This is a genomic window from Streptomyces sp. NPDC058864 (assembly GCF_042742985.1).
In the GTDB taxonomy this organism is placed as follows: Bacteria; Actinomycetota; Actinomycetes; order Streptomycetales; family Streptomycetaceae; genus Actinacidiphila.
Genome location: NZ_JBHYMQ010000002.1, coordinates 160,292 through 179,139 on the forward strand (window position 1 = coordinate 160,292; position 18,848 = coordinate 179,139).

The following is an 18,848-nucleotide window of genomic DNA, read 5'->3' on the forward strand; positions in this document are numbered from 1 at the left end:
GCAATGGACCGGTTCGACATGCTTCGCGCCCCGCCGGAGGCCCCGACGTCTTGACGTATTCGCGTCATGTCGGTCTTACGCCATCTACGGCACTCCCCAACAACCCCGCAGATGGCGCAATGTGTCGGTCAACTGGCGCCCAAATCTTGAACAGGATGCCCATGTCTCTCGATCACATACGCGGGAAGAGACGCGTGGTCCGGGTCGCGCTCGCGGCGGGCCTGGTAGCCGCGCTGACGACGACCGGAATCTCCGCCTCCACCGCTTTCGCCGACACGACCGGCGACCCGGCGGACGCGGCGGTGAAGACCGCGGCCGACAAGCTCGGAGCGGCCGACGCCGAACTGCTCGCCGAGGCCAAGGCCGGCGGCGACAAGAACGTCACCCTCATGATCGCCACCAAGAAGGGCTCCACCGAGCAGGTCTCGGACGAGCTCGACGCGCTCAAGGGCGCATCGGTGGACAAGACCTACGACAACCTCGGCTACGTCCGCGCCACGGTCCCCACCGGCAAGGCGGACGCGGCGATCGCGGCGGCGCAGAAGCTCTCGTCGGTGCAGGCGATCGACCTCAAGCAGGAGATCGTCCTCGACGACCCGTCCCCGTCGGCCGACGGCGGCACGGGCTCCTCGAAGGGCCACGGGCACGGGCACGGCTCCACCACGTACCCGGGTCCCGACGCGAAGACCCCGGCAAAGAACCCCTACCAGCCGGCGTTCGAGACCGGCGCGGTGGACTTCGTCAAGGACAACCCGAAGGCCGACGGCCGCGGCGTCACCATCGGCATCCTCGACTCGGGCGTCGACCTCGGCCACCCGGCGCTGCAGAAGACCACCACCGGCGAGCGCAAGATCGTCGACTGGGTCACCGCCACCGACCCGATCACCGACGGCGACGCCACCTGGCGCCGCATGACCAACGGCCCGAGCGTCTCCTACCAGGGCCGCATCTGGTCCGCGCTCGACGCGACGCAGCAGGTCACGGTCTTCTTCGAATCCGCCACCACCGGTGGCGACATGGCCGGTGACCTCAACCGCGACGGTGACACCACCGACTACTGGGGCGTCCTGTACGACCCGGCCAAGGGCACCGTCCGCGTCGACCTGAACGACAACGGGAACTTCGCCGACGACACCGAGATGAAGCCGTACAAGGACGGCTTCCAGATCGGCTACTTCGGCACCGACAACCCCGCCACCGCCATCTCCGAGCGGATCCCCTTCGTGGTGCAGGTCCGCAAGGACGTCCCCACGGACCCGTACGGCGGCACCTGGGTCGGCAAGAAGGCCGACTTCGTCAACATCGGCGTCATCGAGTCCGAGCACGGCACCCACGTGGCGGGCATCACCGCCGCCAACAGCCTGTTCGGCGGCAAGATGAACGGCGCCGCGCCGGGCGCGAAGATCGTCTCGTCGCGCGCCTGCACCTGGACCGGCGGCTGCACCAACGTGGCGCTGACCGAGGGCATGATCGACCTCGTGGTCAACCGCGGTGTGGACATCGTCAACATGTCCATCGGCGGCCTCCCGGCGCTGAACGACGGCAACAACGCCCGCGCGGCGCTGTACACCCGCCTCATCGACGACTACGGCGTGCAGCTGGTCATCTCGGCCGGCAACAGCGGCCCCGGTGCCAACACCATCGGCGACCCCGGCCTCGCCGACAAGGTCCTGAGCGTCGGTGCGACCGTCTCCAAGGAGACCTGGGCGGCCAACTACGGCTCGCAGGTGACCAAGGCGTACGACATGATGCCGTTCTCCTCGCGGGGTCCGCGTGAGGACGGCGGCTTCGCGCCGCTCATCTCCGCGCCCGGTGCCTCCATCAACACCATCCCGACCTGGGAGCCCGGCGGCCCGGTCGCCGAGGCCGGCTACAGCCTGCCCCCCGGCTACGCCATGCTGCAGGGCACCTCGATGGCCTCGCCGCAGGCGGCCGGCGCCTCCGCGCTGCTGCTGTCCGCGGCCAAGCAGGCCCGCATCCCGCTGAGCCCGGCCGGCCTGCGCACCGCGCTGACCAGCACGGCGCACAAGATCAAGGACGTCCCGGCGTACGCCCAGGGCTCCGGGCTGATCGACATCGTGGACGCCTGGCACCTGATCAGGGCCGGTGCCACCGCCAACAGCTACACGGTCAAGGCCCCGGTCTCCACGGCCCTTTCGCAGTTCCTGGCGACCCCGGGCTACGGCACCGGCATCTACGACCGCGAGGGCGGTCTGAAGGCCGGTCAGACCAAGACGTACGACGTCACCATCACCCGCACCACCGGTCCGAACCGGTCCGTCCGGCACGACCTGGAGTGGGTGAACAACGACGGCACGTTCCGCTTCGCCGACTACGACAACGTGTGGCTGCCGCTGAACAAGCCGGTGACCGTGCGCGTCAAGGCCAAGCCCGGCTCGACCGGCCTGCACAGCGCGATCCTGACGGTCGACGACCCGGCGACGCGCGGCACCGACCAGCAGATCCTCAACACCGTGGTCGTCGCCGCCCCGCAGGCCAAGCCGTCGTTCGCGGTCAAGGCCGCGGGCTCGGTGCAGCGCAACGGCACCAAGTCCTACTTCGTGACCGTCCCCGAGGGCGCCAAGACGCTCGAGATCAAGATGGGCGGCCTGGCCACCGGCAGCCAGACCCGCTTCATCGCGATCACCCCGTGGGGCGTCCCGGCGGACCCGACCACGACGACGTTCTGCTACCCGAACTACACCACCACCAACGGCTGCCGTCCCGACCTGCGCTCCTACGCCGACCCGATCCCGGGCGTGTGGGAGATCGAGGTCGAGGCGCGCCGTACCTCGCCGGTGCTGAACAACCCGTACAACCTGACCGCGACCGCGCTCGGCGTCTCCTTCGACCCCGAGGTCCAGACCGTCGAGGAGGCCACGGTCGGCACCGCCGCCCCGGTCTCGTGGAAGGTCACCAACGGCTACGCCCCGGTCCAGGGCAAGCTGAAGGGCGGCGCGCTCGGCTCCGCCGCGGCCTCGCGCAAGACGATCGCCGACGGTGACAGCGTCACCAGCACGGTCGTCGTCCCCGCGGGCGCGTCCCGCCTGGACGTCGCCATCGGCAGCACCTCCGACACCTCCGCCGACCTCGACCTGACCGTGTTCCTCAACGGTGTGCAGGTCGCCCAGGCCGCGGACGGCGACTCGGAGGAGGCCGTGAGCATCGCCAACCCGGCGGCCGGCACGTACACCATCCAGGTGGACGGCTACTCGGTCCCGGCCGGCACCACCGAGTACGACTACCGCGACGTCTTCTACTCGGCGACGCTGGGCTCGGTCGCCGTGGACGAGGCGGCGACCGTGCCGCTGGCCAACGGCGCCTCCGCGAACGTCGCGGCGAACGTCCTGGTCGCGGCCCCGGCTCCCGAGGGACGTCAGTTCTTCGGCGAGGTGCAGCTGCTCAACGCCGACGGCACCGCCGCCGGCACCGGCAGCGTCCTGATCGACAAGGTCAACGCGGGCTGACCCGCGGCCACGGCCTGATCACCGCCTGAAGGGGCGGGCGCTCCCCGGAGCGCCCGCCCCTTCAGCTCTGCCGCCACTCGTACTCCTGCTCCCCGCAGCGCAGCTCGCGCGAACGGGGCAGCGCCCGCCGCACCCACTCCCGCGCAAGGGCGATGTCCTCGCCCTGGTGGACGAAGGTGTAGCCCCTGGGCCGCAGCATGACGCGGACGAGCAGCCGGCTCCCCACGGCCAGTTCGGGATCCCCCTCCTCGTCACGGTCGACGGGGAAGGTCAGCCGGCGGTCCTCGCGCTCCCCCTTGAGGTAGCGGTCCACCTCCATCCGCACCGACACCCGGTCCGGACCCTCCGTGGGCGTCACCCGCAGCACCGTCCCCTCGGCGACGAGTTCGGTGCAGGCCAGCACTTCCGCGTCGGTCTGGCGGACCGATCCCACGTCGGCCCCGCCGGTGCCGGCCGCGCAGCCGGAAAGCGCGGCGAGCACGAGCAGCGCCGCGACCGCGAGGGCCGGTCCCGTCCCGCGTCCCATGTCCTGTGCTCCCCTCATGAGGTGTCGCTCTCGCACGGCAGGCCCCGGGAGGCCGGGAGTGCCTTCTCCAACCAGGCGCGGGCGGAGGCGATGTCCGCGGCGCCCTCGTACAGGTGCACCGGCTCACCGGGAAGCACGGAGACCATCACCAGGACACGGGAGCCGGGTCCGGGGGGCGGGGCCACGTCGTCGTGGTCGTCGTCGACGTGGATCGTGAACGTCAGCAGGGGGCCGCCGCCGGCGGGCTTGAGGCGGCGGTCGACGTCCATCACCACGCGCAGGTCCCCGGGCCCGCCGGCGGGCGTCACCTCGCGCACGGTGCCCTCGGCGATGTCGCTCGCGCAGGCGACGATCCCCTCCGCCGTGGGCTTCGCGTCGCCCGTCGCCGAGCCGTCGCCCAGGGCGGCGTTCCGTGCCAGGACGACCCCGCCGGCCCCCACCACGCCCGCCACGACCGAGGCCAGGCACCACGCGAGCGCCCGGCGCCCGCGGGGGCGGCGCCCCACCGGCGGGGCGGACGGCGCGGCGAGGGCGTCGCCGATCAGCCGCACCTGGGTGCGCAGCAGGTCGACGTCGGCACGTGCGGCGGCGTACGCCCGATGCGCCTCGCTCCCGTCGGACGCCGCCGGCGGCACGTCCGCGAGGGCGGCCGACAGCGCCTCGTCCGCCTCATGCGCCTCGGCCGCCTCGTGCTCGTTCCCGCTCATCGTCACACCACCTCCTTGGTGTGCAGCCGGCCGCGCAGCGCGCGGACGGCGGCGTGCAGCCGGCTCTTGACCGTGCCCTCCGGGACGCCGAGCGCCGTGGCGATCCCGGCCACCGGCAGGTCGGCGTAGAAGCGCAGCGTCAGCACCTGCCGCTGCAGGGGCGGGAGTTCCTGCAGCCCGTCGGCGACCGCCAGGGCCAGCACATGCGCCTCTCCCCCGCCGTGCCGGGCCTCGTGCCGGGGCGTGAGGGCCGCGAGCCGTTCGCCGAGCCGCTCCTGCCGGCGTCGCGAACGGTGCCAGTCCATCGCCACGTTCGAGGCGGCGACGGCCGCCCACGCCCCCGGGTCCCGAAGCGGCTCGCGGCCGCCCGCCCGGTGCTCCAGCAGCTTCAGCCGCACCTGCTGCACCCCGTCCTGCAGGTCCCCCGCGGGCACCCCGCCGAGCGCCAGCACGGCCCGTACCCGATCGAGGTGCTCCGGCGCGAGGGGGTCGTCCCCGTCCCCCGGCCGGGACCTCCGTCTCAGCAGCGCCACGCCCCTCCCCTTCCGCGGTTTCCCCTATGACGCGGCAGCGGGGGAAAACGTTCACCCCGCTTCGGCTCCAGGGCCAGGCCCTAACCTGGCAGGGTGTCCGCCCCTCATGAACTGACGATGCTGGAACAGGCCGCGGCCATCCGGGCGGGCGAACTGTCGCCCGTGGAGCTGGCGGCCCACTACCTCGACCGGATCGAGCGGCTCGACCCCTCCCTCGGGGCCTATCTGACCGTCACGCCCGAACGCGCCCTGGAGGACGCCCGGCGCGCCGAACGCGTGCTCAAGGAGGGCGGGCCGCTCCCCCCTCTGCTCGGCGTACCGGTGCCGGTGAAGGACCTGACTCCGGTCGCCGGAGTGCGCTTCACCTCCGGGTCGGCGGTCTTCGCCGACCGGGTCGCCGACCGGGACGCCTACCTCGTCCGGCTGCTGCGGGACGCGGGGACCGTCCTGACCGGGAAGACCAGCACCCCCGAGTTCGGGCTGCCCGCCTACACCGAGGGCGCCGTGGGCCCGCCGGCCCGCACCCCGTACGACCTCGCGCGGGGCGCCGGCGGCAGCAGCGGCGGCGCAGCCGCGGCCGTGGCGGCCGGGCTCGCGGCGGCGGCGCACGGCAGCGACGGGGGCGGCTCCATCCGTATCCCGGCGAGCTGCTGCGGGGTCGTCGGGCTGAAGCCGAGCCGGGGCCGGGTCAGCCCCGCGCCGTGGGGCGACGCGAGCGGTCTGGCCGTCAACGGGCCCATCGCGCGGACGGTCCGGGACACCGCGGCCCTGCTCGACGTGCTGGCCGTACCCGCGCCGGGCGACCCCTTCCGGCTGCCGCCGCCGGAGCGGTCGTTCCTGCGGTGGTGCGAGCGGGAACCGCGCCGGCTGCGGATCGCCCGCTGGGCGGTCCCGGACGTCGCGGGCGTGGAGGTCGACCCGCGGGTGCTGGCGGCGTACGAGCGCACCTCGGCGCTGCTGGCCGGGCTCGGGCACGAGGTCGTGGACGTGCCGCAGCCGCTCGCCCCGGGCGACCGCGACGCGTTCACCCCGGTGTGGGCCGTGCTGGCCGCGCTGACCCCCGTCGCCCCGGAGCGGGAGCGGGACCTGCTGCCGCTCACCCGCTGGCTGCGCGCGCAGGGGCAGGAGGTCGGGGGCCTGGACTACGCCCGCACGCTGGGCGCGATGCAGGACGTGGGCCGCAAACTGGCCGAGGCCGCCGAGCCGTACGACGCGGTGCTCACCCCGACGCTGGCACAGCTCCCCGCCCCGGTGGGCGCCCTGCGCGACGACGACGACCCGGCGGCCGATTTCGCGGCGCAACTGGCGTTCACGCCGTTCACCGCGCCCTGGAACATCGCCGGGCTGCCCGCGGTGTCGCTGCCGCTGGAGTGGTCTCCGGAGGGGCTGCCCGTCGGCATGATGCTCGGCGCGCGGCACGGCGAGGAGGGGCCCCTGCTTGCGCTTGCCGCGCAGATCGAGGCGGCGTCTCCCTGGCGGGGGCGTGCCGCGCGTGCGTTCGACTTGCCGTTGGGGTGAGCGTTGGGGTGCGGGCCGGTTGTTTGTGTGCGGGCCGTTTGTGGTTGCGGTTGGGGCTTTTCCCCGCCGCCCGCCCGTTGCCCCGGTCGGTCAGTGCGGGTCTGCGCTCTCTTCGTCTGTGGGTCGGCGGCGCGCCGGCGCACTCCCCCAGCCTTCGGCCGGGGGGACCCCCACAGCGCTCGCGGATTCGCCGGAACATTCCGTCACCGGCATCACCGCTCGTCGCTTCCGGGCGCACCCCGCCACACCCCCTCCTGCTGTGTGGGCGACTGACACCGGTGGGGGGGGGTGAGTAAGGCACTCGCGGCGACCCCAGACTGCTTCATCACCCCCACCGCCCACCCCGGAGGCCCCGGCCCTCCCACGAAACCGGCGACACCCGCACCAACCGTCCCCGGGACACAGGGAGGGCGGGCGGGCACGCCTGGGTGGGAGCGTGTGCACGGAATGCGACTGCTCCGCCACGCAATGGGTATGGCTGAGGCTGTCCGGAGAACGCGCAACCGCGATGACGCCCCAAGGAGGGCATCCCATGACCGAAGCCGCCGACCGGGACAGACTCGCCGCGCTGCACGGCGTGGACGTCACCTACCGCCCGTCGCCGGAGCGCGAGGTGCGCGTGCCGGACGGGACGGTCGTGGCGGTGCTGGCCGCGCTGGGGGTCGACGCCTCGACCCCGGCGGCGGTGCGGAACGCGCTGGCGGAGCACGAGCACCGTGCCGGGCGCCGGCTGCTCCCGCGCAGTGTCGTGATGCGCGTCGGCCGCCCGCTGCGGCACCGGCTGCCGGAGGGCACCGTGCTGCGGCTGACCACGGAGGACGGCACCGAGACCACCTGGGACGGCGGCGCGCCGCTGCCCGTGGGGCGGCACGAGCTGCGCGCGCAGGCCCCCGACGGACGCGGCGCGCGGGCGCAGCTCGTCGTGGCGCCGGAACGGCTGCCCGGGCCCCCCGAGCGGGTCCTGGGATTCATGGCACAGCTGTACTCGGTGCTGTCCACGCGGTCCTGGGGCATGGGTGACCTCGGCGACCTCGCGGACCTCGCGGCCTGGTCGGGCCGGGCGCTGCACGTGGGCTTCCTGCAGGTCAACCCGTTGCACGTGGCCGTGCCCGGGCATCCCACCGACCCGTCGCCGTACCGTCCCTCCTCGCGGCGCTTCCCCGACCCGGTGTACCTGCGGGTGGAGGAGGTCCCCGAGTACGCCCACCTCGGCCCCGACGACCGCGAGCGGGCCGCCGACCTGCTGCGCAAGGCGGCCGTGCTGCGCGACTCGGTGCTGCTGAAGGACGCCCTGATCGACCGTGACGCGGTGTGGGAGCTCAAGCGCGAGGCGCTCGCCCTGGTCCGCAGGGTGCCGCTGTCCCCGGGCCGGCGGGCCGCGTACTGCGACTTCCTCGCGGACCAGGGGCAGGCACTGGACGATCACGCCACCTGGTCGATGCTGGCCGAACTGCACGGCCCGGACTGGCGCCGCTGGCCGGCGGGGCTGCGCGACCCGCGCTCGGGGCAGGTCGCGCGGCTCCGCGCGGAACGCCTGGACCAGGTCGACTTCCACTGCTGGCTGGCCTGGCTGACGGACGCCCAGCTGGCCGCGGCGCAGCGTTCGGCACGGGACGCGGGCATGGCGGTCGGCATCGTCCACGACCTCGCGGTCGGGGTCCACCCCTCCGGTTCGGACGCCTGGGCGCTGCAGGACGCCCTCGCCCGCGGGATGTCGGTCGGAGCGCCGCCGGACGCCTTCAACGCACACGGCCAGGACTGGGGCCTGCCGCCGTGGCGCCCGGACGCCCTGGCCGCCACGGGGTACGCGCCCTACCGCGACCTGCTGCGCAACGTGCTGCGGCACGCGGGCGGCCTGCGCATCGACCACGTGATGGGGCTCTTCCGTCTGTGGTGGGTGCCCGAGGGCGAGCCGCCGACGCGGGGCGCGTACGTCCGTTACGACGCCGAGGCGATGCTCGGGGTCCTCGCCCTGGAGGCGCAGCGCTCCGGTGCCGTCGTCATTGGGGAGGACCTCGGCACGGTCGAACCGGGCGTCCGCGAGGAGCTGGCCGACCGGGGCATCCTCGGCACGTCGGTGCTCTGGTTCGAGCGGGACTGGGAGGGGGCGCGGGGCTCCGCGCGCGCCCGGCCGCTGCCGCCCGCGGCCTGGCGGGCGGACGCGCTGGCGACGGTGACCACCCACGACCTGCCGACGACGGCGGCCCGGCTCACCGGGGAGCACGTCGGGCTGCGGCACCGGCTGGGGCTGCTGACCCGGCCGCTGGAGGTGGAGCAGACCGAGGACGCGGTGGAGGTCGCGGAGTGGCTGGCGCTGCTCGGCCGGCTCGGGCTGCTGCCGGAGGGCACCCGGGACGAGGAGGGGGTGGTGAAGGCCGTCCACCGCTTCCTGGCGCGCACGCCGGCCCGCATGGTCGGGGTGTGGCTGCCGGACGGGGTCGGCGACCGGCGCCCGCAGAACCTGCCGGGCACCTGGGACCAGTACCCCAACTGGCGGCTGCCGGTCGCGGACGCGGAGGGACGGCCGCTCACCCTGGAGCAGCTGACGGCCTCGCCGCGGCTGCACGCGCTGGCGCACGAGGTGCGGACCGCGATGACGCCACCGGACGGGCGGTAACACCACCCCGGACGCGCGGGCCGCGGCGGCGTTCGCTACTTTGAGAGCGTGGACAAGCTCAACAAGAACGCCCTGCGCGCCGGAGCCGTGACGGCCGGTACGACGCTGATGCTGCTGATGTCGTCCCCCGCGTTCGCGAACACCCGCGACGACGGCGACGACCCGGGTTCCGGTCTGAGCGTGCTCCAGACGCTGGGCCTGTACCTCGTCCTGCCGATCGTCCTGTTCCTGGTCATCGCGGGCCTGGTCATGGTGACCGACAAGTCCCGCAAGACCCAGGGCTGATCCCCCTCCCACCTCGCTGACCGGGCCGCGGAGCACCGCTGCCCGGTTTCAGGCGTTCCCCGGCGGCCCGCAGGGCTCGCCCGCACGACACGAGGCCCCCCGCGGCGGTGCGCCGCGGGGGGCCTGCCGGGTCCGGATCAGCCGGCCGCCGCGTCCGCGGCCCGGGCCTTCAGGGCACGCTCGACGCCGGCACGGCACTCCGTGACCATGCGCCGCAGCGCCGGCGCCGGATCGGCCGCCGCCAGCCAGGCGTCGGTGGCGTCCAGGGTCTCCTGGGAGACCTGGAGGGCCGGGTACAGGCCGACGATGATCTGCTGGCCCATCTCGTGGCTGCGGGAGGCGAAGACGTCCGAGACCGCCGCGAAGTACCGCTGGGTGTACGGCGCCAGCAGCTCGCGCTGGTCCGGCTCGGAGAAGCCCGCGATGACCGCCTCCTGGACGGCGTTGGTGAGCGTCTCCGCCTCGACGACCGAGGCCCACGCCTCGGCCTTCGCCTCGGCCGTCGGACGCGCGGCGCGGGCGGTGGCCGCGTGCCGCTCGCCGGCCGCCGTGGCGTCCCGGCCGAGCTCGGCGGCGATGGCCTCCTCGTCGGCGCGGCCGGTTGCGGCCAGCCGCTCCAGGAGGGACCAGCGCAGCTCGGTGTCGACGGCCAGGCCCTCGATCGTCTCGGTGCCGCCGAGCAGCCCGGCGATCAGGTCCAGCTGCTCCTTGGTGCGGGCCGCCGCGGCGAACGCGCGGGCCCAGGCGAGCTGGTGGTCGCTGCCGGGGGCGGCCGCGCGCAGGTGCTCCAGCGTCGCCTCGGTCCACCGGGTGAGACCGGTCTCGCGCCACCCGTCGGCGGCGTACAGCTCCAGCGCCGTCTTCACCTGGCGGTGCAGCGACTGCACGACGCCGATGTCGGACTCCTTGCCGATGCCGGAGAGCACCAGCTCCAGGTAGTCGCGGGTGGCGAGTTCGCCGTCGCGGGTCATGTCCCACGCGGACGCCCAGACCAGGGCGCGCGGCAGCGACTCGGTGAAGTCCCCGAGGTGCTCGCGGACGGTGGCCAGCGAGGCCTCGTCGAGCCGCACCTTGGCGTACGACAGGTCGTCGTCGTTGAGCAGCACGACCGCCGGGCGCTTCACGCCGGTCAGCTCCGGCACCGCGGTCAGCTCGCCGTCGACGTCCAGCTCGACGCGCTGGACGCGCACCAGCTTGCCGTCCTGGAGGTCGTACGCGCCGACCGCGATGCGGTGCGGCCGCAGGATCGACTCGCCCTTGGCGCCGGCCGGCAGCGCCGGGGCCTCCTGGCGCACGGCGAAGGAGGTGATCGTGCCGTCGGCGGCGGTCTCGATCTCCGGGCGGAGGACGTTGATGCCGGCGGTCTCCAGCCACTTCTTCGACCAGGTCTTCAGGTCGCGGCCGGAGGTCTCCTCCAGGGCGGACAGCAGGTCGGTCAGGCGGGTGTTCTTCCAGGCGTGGCGCTTGAAGTACGTCTGGACGCCGGTGAAGAACGCGTCCGTGCCGACGTAGGCCACCAGCTGCTTGAGGACCGAGGCGCCCTTGGCGTAGGTGATGCCGTCGAAGTTGACCTGGACGTCCTGCAGGTCGTTGATCTCCGCCATGATCGGGTGGGTGGACGGCAACTGGTCCTGCCGGTACGCCCACGTCTTCATGGAGTTGGCGAAGGTCGTCCAGGACTGCGGCCACCTGCCGCCGGGCACGTCGGCCTGGCAGGCGATGGAGGTGTAGGTGGCGAACGACTCGTTCAGCCACAGGTCGTTCCACCACTCCATGGTCACCAGGTCGCCGAACCACATGTGGGCCAGCTCGTGGAGAATCGTCTCGGCGCGCGCCTCGTAGGCCGCGTCGGTCACCTTGGAGCGGAAGACGTACTGGTCGCGGATGGTGACCGCGCCCGCGTTCTCCATCGCGCCGGCGTTGAACTCCGGCACGAAGAGCTGGTCGTACTTCGCGAAGGGGTAGGGGAAGTCGAACTTCTCCTCGAACCAGTCGAAGCCCTGCCGGGTGACCTCGAAGATCGCGTCGGCGTCGAGGAACTCCGCCAGCGACGGACGGCAGTACAGGCCCAGCGGCACGCTGCGGCCGCCCTCGCCCTCCCAGGTGCTGTGCACGGCGTGGTACGGGCCGGCGATCAGCGCGGTGATGTACGTGGAGATGCGCGGGGTGGGCGCGAAGCTCCACAGGTTGCCGGCCGGCTCCGGGGTCGGGGAGTTGGAGATCACCGTCCACCCTGCCGGGGCCTTCACGGTGAAGGTGAAGGTCGCCTTCAGGTCGGGCTGCTCGAAACAGGTGAAGACCCGGCGGGCGTCCGGGACCTCGAACTGGGTGTAGAGGTAGGCCTGCTTGTCGACCGGGTCGACGAAGCGGTGCAGTCCCTCGCCGGTGTTGGTGTACGCCGCGTCCGCGACGACCCGCAGCTCGTTGGCGCCGGCCTGCAGCGACGGCAGGGCGATGCGGCTGTCCGCGAAGACCTCGGCCGGGTCCAGCGCGGTGCCGTTGAGCACCACCTCGTGGACCGTGGGGGCGACCAGGTCGATGAAGGTCGAGGCACCCGCCTCGGCGGAGTCGAAGCGCACCGTGGTCACCGACCGGAAGGTGCCGCCCTCCTGGGCCCCGCTCAGGTCGAGCTCGATGTCGTACGCGTCCACGGTGAGCAGGCGCGCTCGCTGCCGCGCCTCCTCACGTGTGAGGTTCGTGCCGGGCACGTGTCCGTCTCCTTCGTCGGGTTTTCGGCCATCCTCGCACGCGGCAGGGGCGGGACGGCCGGGGGTTTTCCCTCGACCGGCCGTTCGTGTCACCGGCCGCCGCCGGCTACCGGCGGTACGGGCCGCGCGCACGGGCCGGAAGGGGCGCGTCGCTGCGTTGACACGCCCTCCGTGCGGGTGATGGGCTGTCGGACCATGACCCCGGGCAGGAGAAGCGCCGCGACCCACGCGGCAGCGCTCGTCGCCACCGTCGTGGGCGGGGTGCTCGGGACCGCGCCGGCCGCCCTGGCCACCCCGCCGGCCACCGCGCCCGCCGTCACGGCGACGGCGCCCGGCACGGCGGACGACACCGCGGACGACACCGCGGCGGCGGGCACCGCCCCCGCCGTCCACCCCAGGCCGCAGTCGCTGCGCAGCCGCGGCGCCGCCGTCGCCGTACCGGACACGGCGACCCTGCTCGCCGGGCCGGGGGCCGATCCCCACGCCCTGGACGCCCTCCGCGCGATCCTGCGCGGCGCGGGCGTGACCACGCTCCACGAGGACCCCGCGCGGCCGCGCGGGCTGGTGGTGTACGCCGGCGGCCCGCAGGCGGACTCCGCGCTGCGCGCCCTGGGCGCCGCGCCCACCGGGGACCTGCCCTCCGGCGGCTACCGGCTGGCCGTCGGCCGTACCGGCGGGCGCGAGGTCGTGGCGCTGGACGGGACCGGCGGGGACGGGCTCTTCCACGCGGCGCAGACGCTGCGGCAGTTGGCGACCGCGCGCGGTCTGCCGGGCGTCGTCGTCCGCGACTGGCCCGCTGCCGCGACACGCGGCGTCGCCGAGAGCTTCTACGGCGAGCCCTGGACCGCGGAGCAGCGGCTCGCCCAGCTGGACTTCCTCGGCCGCACCAAGCAGAACCGCTACCTGTACGCCCCCGGCGACGACGTCTACCGTCAGGGACGCTGGCGCGATCCCTACCCTGCCGCGCGCCGCGCGAAGTTCCGCGAACTGGCCGAGCGGGCCCGGGCCAACCACGTCACGCTGGCGTGGGCCCTGGCACCGGGCCAGGCGCTGTGCTTCTCCTCGCGGGAGGACCGCAGGGCGCTGCTGCGCAAGACCGACGCGATGTGGGCGCTGGGCGTACGCGCCTTCCAGCTGCAGTTCCAGGACGTGAGCTACAGCGAGTGGCACTGCGACGCGGACGCGGAGGCCTACGGCGACGGCCCCGAGGCGGCGGCCCGGGCGCAGGCCGATGTGGCCAACGCGCTCGCCGCGCATCTGGCGGAGCGCCACGGGACCGCGGCCCCTCTGTCGCTGCTGCCCACGGAGTACTACCAGGACGGCGCCACCGGCTTCCGCCGCGAACTGGCCCGGGTGCTCGACCTGCGGGTCGAGGTGGCGTGGACGGGTGTCGGTGTCGTCCCGGGCGAGATCACCGGACGGCAGGTCGCCGACGCGCGGGCGGCACTGCAGCACCCGCTGCTGACGATGGACAACTACCCGGTCAACGACTTCGCCGAGGACCGGATCTTCCTCGGCCCCTGCACCGGACGCGAGCCCGCGGTCGCGACGGCCTCCGCGGGTCTGCTGGCAACGGCGATGCGGCAGCCCGCCGCCTCCCGGATCGCGCTGTTCACCGTGGCCGACTTCGCGTGGAACCCGCGCGGCTACGACAGCGCGGCCTCCTGGCGGGCCGCGATCGACGACCTGGCGGGCCCCGATCCCGCGGCACGGGACGCGCTGCGCGCCCTGGCGGGCAACGCGGCCTCCTCGGCGCTGGACGAGCGCGAGTCCGCGTATCTGCGGCCGCTCATCGCGGAGTTCCTGGACGCCTACGCGCACGGCGGCTCCGGGCGGATGGAGAAGGCGGCCGGCCGGCTGCGCGCGGCGTTCAGCACGATGCGCGGCGCCCCGGAGGCCCTGGACGCAGTGGCGGGCGGTTCCTTCGGCGGCGAGGTGCGGCCGTGGCTGAGCCGGCTCGCCCGGTACGGTTCGGCGGGCGAGCACGCCGTCGACATGCTGGTGGCGCTGCGCGCCGGAGACGGGACCGGCGCGTGGCAGGACCGGCTGGCGCTGGAGCGGGCCCGACGGCTGATCGCGGACAGCCCGGCCACCGTGGGCCACGGGGTGCTCGACCCGTTCCTGGCCAAGACGCTGGCCACGGCGGACGCATGGACCGGCGTGCGCACCGCGGGCCGCAAGGCCACCGCCACCCTGGGCTCGGCCCGGTCCACCGACCCGTCGCTGATGACCGACGGCAAGGACGGCACCGCCTGGGCCAGCGACGCCCCGCCGCGGCAGGGCGACGCCTTCGGGGTCGACCTGGGCAGCGCCCGCACGGTCCACGGGGTGCGCGTCGCCATGGGTGCCGCTCAGCCCGGCCCCGAGCGGGAGGACTACCTGCGCGATGCGGTGCTGGAGTACTCGGCGGGCGGCGGGGGCGGCTGGCGGACCGTCGCCACGGTGCACGACGACCGCACCGTGACCGCGCGGCTGCCCGAGGGCACCCGGGCGCGGTACGTGCGGCTGCGGGCGACCGCGCCGCAGGAGAACGCCGTGTCGGTGCGGGAGTTCACCGTCACCACCGAGGACGAGAGCGCCTCCGGCGTCCTCACCGCCGACCCGGCGTCCCAGGCGGCCTCCGACGGCGACGCCACGACCACCGTCCGCGTACCCGCCGAAGGGCTGACCCTGGAGTACGGCTCGGCCCGCCCGCTGGAGGCGCTGACCGTGCTCACCGACACCGGGCCGGGTGCCGCCGGGTCGGTGGAGGTGCGGGTCCCCGGCCGGGGCTGGCACCGGCTCGGTTCGCTGGACGGCGGCTGGACCGAACTGCCGGCGCAGGGCCTGCGCGCGGACGCGGTGCGGGTCAGCCCGTCGGCGGGGGCGCACCCGCCGGTCGTCCACGAGATCGTGCCCTGGTACGCGGACCGGCCCGCGGCCCGGATGACCCTGGACCGCACGGAGACCGACCTCGAACCCGGCGGCGCCCCCGCGACTGTCACGGCGGAGCTGACCGGGGCCTCGCCCGCGGCGGCCAAGGTGTCGCTGACCGCCGAGGCCCCGCCGGGCGTGCAGGCAGTGACGCCCGGCGAGGTGGAGCTGCCGCGTGGCGGCAAGGTCGTGGTGCCGGTGCGGCTGTCCCTGCCCGCGGACGGCGCGCCCGGCGTGTACGAGGTGCCGTTGGCCTTCCGCGCCGAGGGCCGCACCGTGCGGCAGACCGTGACCGTGCACGCCCATCCGCGCACCGGCGGCCCCGACCTCGCCGCGGGTGCCCCGGCCACCTCCTCCGGTGACGAGACGGCGGACTTCCCGGCCTCGGCGCTCACCGACGGCGACCCCGCGACGCGCTGGTCCTCGCCCGTGCGGGACGACGCCTGGGTACAGGCCGAGCTGCCGCGGGCCGCCAGGGTCGGCCGGGTGGTGCTGCGCTGGCAGGACGCGTACGCCTCCCGCTACACGGTCCTGACCTCGGCCGACGGGCAGAGCTGGCACACCGCGGCGGTGGTCTCCGACGGCCGTGGCGGCACCGAGTCCGTCCGGCTGGACGCCCCCGCCGGCACGCGCTTCATCCGCGTGCAGGGGCTGGAGCGCGGCACGAAGTACGGCTACTCGCTGTACTCGATGCAGGTGTACGCCGTCACCGGCTGACCGGCGCTTCACCGTCGGGCTCTTGCCAGGCGGCCGACACCGGTGCAACTATTCACTCAATACATGTAGCAAGTGAATAGAAGGAGGTGGGTGCGTGAGCACCGGCAACGTCCTGTTGAGCCTGCTCGCCGCGGGACCCGGCCACGGCTACGACCTCAAGCGGCGGCACGACGAACGCTTTCCGCAGGCCCGCCCCCTCGCCTACGGGCAGGTGTACACGACCCTCCAGCGGCTGGTGCGGGACGGCCTCGCCGAGGTCGACGCCACCGAGCACGAGGGCGGCCCGGAACGCACCACCTACCGGATGACGGAGCACGGCGTCCTGGCCCTGCACCGCTGGCTGGAGGAGCCCGTGCCACCCGCCCCGGTGACCGCCGCCAACGAGATCTTCGCCAAGGTCGTGGCCACCCTGGCCGCCGGCTTCGGCGACCCGGCCGCCTTCCTGCGCCTGCAGCGCGCCGCCCACCTCGCCCGGATGCGCGAGCTCACCGCGGTGAAGACCGCGCCCGGCGCCCCCCTGTCGGCCGTGCTCTCCGCCGACTACGCCCTCACCCATCTCGACGCCGACCTGCGCTGGATGGACAACGCCGCGCAGCGCCTGGGCGCCCTGGCCGAGGAGATCACCTCAGCATGACCACACCCCTGATCGAAGCCCGCGACCTCGTCAAGCGGTACGGGACGACGGATGCGCTGCGCGGAGCCTCGCTGCGCCTGCACCCCGGCGAGATCCTGGCCGTCAGCGGGCCGAGCGGCAGCGGGAAGTCCACGCTGCTGCACTGTCTGTCGGGCATCGTCCGCCCCGATTCCGGCGAAGTCCGGTACGCCGGCGGGGAGCGGCTGGACCAGGCCGGCGAGGCGCGCCGCTCCACGCTGAGGCGCACCGACTTCGGCGTCGTCTTCCAGTTCGGGCAACTGGTCGGCGAACTGACGGCCCTGGACAACGTGGCCCTGCCCCTGCTGCTGGCCGGGACCTCCCGCGCCGCCGCCCACGACAGCGCGGGCACCTGGCTGGAGACCTTCGGAGTGCGCGGGCAGGCCGCCCTGCGTCCCGGCGAGATGTCGGGCGGGCAGGCACAGCGCGTCGCCCTGGCCCGTGCGATGGTCACGGGACCGAAGGCGGTCTTCGCCGACGAGCCGACCGGCGCCCTGGACTCGCTGGCCGGCGAGCACGTCATGACGGCCCTGACACGCGCCGCCCGCGAGACCGGTACCGCGGTGCTGCTCGTCACCCACGACGCCCGGGTCGCGGCGTACGCCGACCGCGAGGTCACCGTCCGTGACGGCGTCGTGGAGGACGAGCCCGCGGTCGTCGGCGCCGGGGAGGTCACCCGATGACGAGCCTCAAGGCGGACACCCTGCTGACCTGGTCGCTGCTGCGCGGCTCGCCGCGCGGCGAGTGGTGGCGGCTCGGACTGACGGGGGTGGGCGCGGCGCTGGGCACGGTGTTCGCGCTGGCGGCGCTGACCGTCGCCGCGATCGGCACCCGCTACGGGGGCGGCGGGATGATCAGCTACACCAACGGCCTGCTCAACACGCCGAGCCTGCGCACAGGGGTGGCCGGAAGCCTGCTGCTCCTGCTCCTCCCCGTACTGGCGTTCATCGGACAGTGTGCCCGTATCGGCGCGCTGCGGCGCGAACGGCGGATGGCCGCGCTCCGGCTGGCCGGGGCGACCCCGGACCAGGTCCGGTGGCTCGCCGCGCTGGAGACGGGGGTGGTGAGCGCCCTGGGCGCGCTGGCCGGGCTGGGCGGCTTTCTGGCGCTGCGGGCAGCGCTGGCGGCCGACCGGCCGGAGACCACCTGGCCAGACGGTCCGGTCCGACGTCTGACCTGGCCGACCGAGGTCCAGGTGCCGTGGGCGGCGATGCTGCTGATGACGGCTGTGGTGCCGGCACTGGCGACGCTGGAGGCACGGTTCACGCTGCGCCGGGCCGGGGAGCAGCCGCTGGGCGTGGCGGCCGGGGTCCGCCCAGCGACCGGACGGCGGCGGAACGGGCTCGTGCCATGGGTGTGGGCGCCGACGGCGCTGGTGGCCGCGGCAGGGCTGCAGCTGCTGAACATCTTCGTGATCGGCTCCGACCACTCCGGCTCCCGCCACAGGTCGGTCCTCGGCACGTACGAACTGGTCACCGCGCTGGCCGTCGCGCTCTTCGCCGCCGGACTGTTCTTCGGCGCCGCCGGGCTGGCCGTCGTCACCGGCCGGCTGGCCGCCCGCTCCGGCCGTCCGGAGCTGCTGATCGCCGGGGAGAGACTGCTGGCCGATCCCTGGGCGGCGGCCCGCTGCCATGCGGCGGTGATGTTCGCCGTGCTGCTCGGGGTCGGCTTCGCCGGCGTCCGAAGGATCATGCTCGACTACCTGGCGGCGCCACCGCCCTTCCCGGCCGTACCGTACTCACGGTCCGACCTGGCCTTCTACCACGGAGGAATCTCCATCGCCGGGCTCGCCATCGCGATCGTCGCGGCCGTCACCGCCGGCGGGCTCGTGGTCGGGGCGATCGAATCAGTGGTCACCCGTCGCCGCACCCTGGCCACCCTGGCCGCCACCGGAGTGCCCCGCGGGGTGCTTCTCCGGGCGGCACTGCTGGAGGCCGCGCTGCCCCTGGTGCCCACCGTCGTCCTGGCGAGCGCCTGCGCCATGACGATCACCGGCGGCTGGTGGGCGGCAACGGACATGCACGTCTCGGCGTCCCTTCCGGTACTGGAGCCCCTGCTCACCGCCGCCGGCCTGCTGGCCGCCGCTCTGCTGGCCGCGGCAGCCGGCCTCCCCCTGCTGCGCCGCGTCGTCCGTCCCGCCGGGCTGCGCTACGAGTAGCGGCGCGGAGGGCGCACGGTGGGGCCCCGGACCGGCACGGGGGTGCG

Annotated in this window: 12 protein-coding genes; 8 read left to right on the plus strand and 4 right to left on the minus strand. The window is 74.4% G+C overall.

Going from position 1 to position 18,848, the window contains the following annotated elements; genetic code table 11:
* Positions 1–161: 161 nt before the first annotated feature.
* Positions 162–3,467 (plus strand): S8 family serine peptidase, encoded by a 3,306-nt coding sequence (locus tag ACFW3D_RS02380; protein WP_500500413.1) that lies wholly within the window; start codon positions 162–164, stop codon positions 3,465–3,467.
* 61 nt (positions 3,468–3,528) lie between these two features.
* Here the strand turns inward: ACFW3D_RS02380 and ACFW3D_RS02385 are convergent, their stop codons facing one another.
* From ACFW3D_RS02385 to ACFW3D_RS02395, 3 genes are read right to left on the minus strand one after another with little or no spacing between them, the layout of a single operon-like run.
* Positions 3,529–3,993 (minus strand): hypothetical protein, encoded by a 465-nt coding sequence (locus ACFW3D_RS02385; RefSeq protein WP_500500415.1) that lies wholly within the window; start codon positions 3,991–3,993, stop codon positions 3,529–3,531.
* 14 nt (positions 3,994–4,007) lie between these two features.
* Positions 4,008–4,700, minus strand: coding sequence for a hypothetical protein (locus tag ACFW3D_RS02390; protein WP_500500417.1), 693 nt, complete (start codon positions 4,698–4,700; stop codon positions 4,008–4,010).
* A gap of 2 nt (positions 4,701–4,702) precedes the next feature.
* Positions 4,703–5,233: a sigma-70 family RNA polymerase sigma factor gene (locus ACFW3D_RS02395; RefSeq protein ID WP_500500418.1), complete on the minus strand. Its 531-nt coding sequence runs from the start codon at positions 5,231–5,233 to the stop codon at positions 4,703–4,705.
* Positions 5,234–5,326: 93 nt separating this feature from the next.
* Here ACFW3D_RS02395 and ACFW3D_RS02400 point away from each other — a divergent pair, with 93 nt between their 5' ends.
* The 3 genes from ACFW3D_RS02400 to ACFW3D_RS02410 all read left to right on the plus strand — a co-directional run bounded on the left by ACFW3D_RS02400 (position 5,327) and on the right by ACFW3D_RS02410 (position 9,653).
* Positions 5,327–6,751 carry an amidase gene (locus ACFW3D_RS02400; protein WP_500500420.1) on the plus strand — a complete coding sequence of 475 codons (1,425 nt, stop codon included), beginning with the start codon at positions 5,327–5,329 and terminating at the stop codon, positions 6,749–6,751.
* A gap of 532 nt (positions 6,752–7,283) precedes the next feature.
* Positions 7,284–9,368 carry a 4-alpha-glucanotransferase gene (gene malQ, locus ACFW3D_RS02405; protein ID WP_500500423.1) on the plus strand — a complete coding sequence of 695 codons (2,085 nt, stop codon included), beginning with the start codon at positions 7,284–7,286 and terminating at the stop codon, positions 9,366–9,368.
* A gap of 48 nt (positions 9,369–9,416) precedes the next feature.
* Positions 9,417–9,653 (plus strand): hypothetical protein, encoded by a 237-nt coding sequence (locus ACFW3D_RS02410; RefSeq protein ID WP_500500425.1) that lies wholly within the window; start codon positions 9,417–9,419, stop codon positions 9,651–9,653.
* Positions 9,654–9,790: 137 nt separating this feature from the next.
* Here ACFW3D_RS02410 and pepN read toward each other — a convergent pair whose 3' ends face one another.
* Positions 9,791–12,361, minus strand: a complete 2,571-nt coding sequence (gene pepN / locus ACFW3D_RS02415; protein ID WP_500500427.1) for an aminopeptidase N — start codon at positions 12,359–12,361, stop codon at positions 9,791–9,793.
* A gap of 195 nt (positions 12,362–12,556) precedes the next feature.
* On the opposite strand from pepN, the gene ACFW3D_RS02420 reads away from it, so the two are divergent.
* The 4 genes from ACFW3D_RS02420 to ACFW3D_RS02435 all read left to right on the plus strand — a co-directional run bounded on the left by ACFW3D_RS02420 (position 12,557) and on the right by ACFW3D_RS02435 (position 18,801).
* Positions 12,557–15,991 carry a beta-N-acetylglucosaminidase domain-containing protein gene (locus tag ACFW3D_RS02420; protein WP_500500428.1) on the plus strand — a complete coding sequence of 1,145 codons (3,435 nt, stop codon included), beginning with the start codon at positions 12,557–12,559 and terminating at the stop codon, positions 15,989–15,991.
* Between the two features lie 94 nt (positions 15,992–16,085).
* The gene (locus tag ACFW3D_RS02425) at positions 16,086–16,625 is read left to right on the plus strand and encodes a PadR family transcriptional regulator (RefSeq protein ID WP_500500431.1); all 540 of its coding nucleotides are present in this window, start codon (positions 16,086–16,088) and stop codon (positions 16,623–16,625) included.
* Positions 16,622–17,326 (plus strand): ABC transporter ATP-binding protein, encoded by a 705-nt coding sequence (locus ACFW3D_RS02430; RefSeq protein WP_500500433.1) that lies wholly within the window; start codon positions 16,622–16,624, stop codon positions 17,324–17,326. The genes ACFW3D_RS02425 and ACFW3D_RS02430 overlap by 4 nt, the downstream gene beginning before the upstream one ends.
* Positions 17,323–18,801, plus strand: a complete 1,479-nt coding sequence (locus ACFW3D_RS02435) for an FtsX-like permease family protein (RefSeq protein WP_500500435.1) — start codon at positions 17,323–17,325, stop codon at positions 18,799–18,801. Before ACFW3D_RS02430 ends, ACFW3D_RS02435 begins: the two co-directional genes overlap by 4 nt.
* Positions 18,802–18,848: the final 47 nt, after the last annotated feature.